Below are 865 nucleotides of genomic sequence, written 5' to 3'. Positions count from 1 at the left end.
TGTTTGTGTGGGTTGCTGTGAGTTGACGACGGAGAAGACGGTTCTCGAACTCTTTGACTACGAGCTGCTGGCGGAGATGCGTACTGTCCTCAGCGCGGATCGCGGAATCTGTCGATTCCGGCGATCCGCCAATCCCCAGCGACACACTTGGTTCACCATTGAGAGACCATTCATGAGACTGCTACGAAATCGGTCTGGCAGCAAGCCGCTATCCAACTACGGTGTAATAAAAATCATTCTCACATTTAGGACATTCTATCTCAATATGGGTTGGAGGAATACTTCTATCTTGTAGCTTCTCAGCTGTTTCCGTAGATATGGTTACTGACTGGATAGTGTGGGGGCAGTACTCACAACTGATGCCCCACCCCGATGGTTCTATTTTTTCTGTCGCTGGTATTTTACGGAGAATCGAGGAGAAAGCCTCGCGCTTTAGCGCGGGGATGAATCCGACACTGCTCTTCACAGTCCACCGTTCGATGTCCCGGCTGGATATTCCACGCTGAGCCAATACACAGCTTCAAGTAATTTCAACTACATAGATTACGTATGGCGAAACAGGTCGTCACGCGCACCTATTCTGCTTCCATTCGGAATCAGTCGCGGGTGTCAGACGACCTTGATTCGCTCGGGTTCGCAGCCTCAAAACTCTGGAACGTCGGACGGTGGACATGCAGCCGAATCTGGGATGAAATCGGTCACATCCCGAACCACAACGAACTCACCACGTACCTCAAAAATCACGAACGCTATGATGACCTCCATTCTCAGTCAAGTCAGCGAGTCCTTCAAGAACTCGCTGAAGCGTTCAACGGCTGGTACGGCAAACGACAAAACGGAGATACGAAAGCGAACCCGCCCGGCT

The 865-nt window shown here is 51.1% G+C and carries 1 pseudogene; it reads left to right on the top strand.

Going from position 1 to position 865, the window contains the following annotated elements:
* Positions 1 to 549: 549 nt before the first annotated feature.
* Positions 550 to 865 (top strand): annotated as a pseudogene (locus ACP96_RS18335) (RNA-guided endonuclease TnpB family protein); the annotation flags it as partial.

The organism is Halorubrum halophilum, assembly GCF_000739595.1.
GTDB lineage: Archaea > Halobacteriota > Halobacteria > Halobacteriales > Haloferacaceae > Halorubrum > Halorubrum halophilum.
The sequence above is the reverse complement of the archived record's forward strand: the minus strand, read 5'-3'. Positions and strand labels throughout refer to the sequence as shown.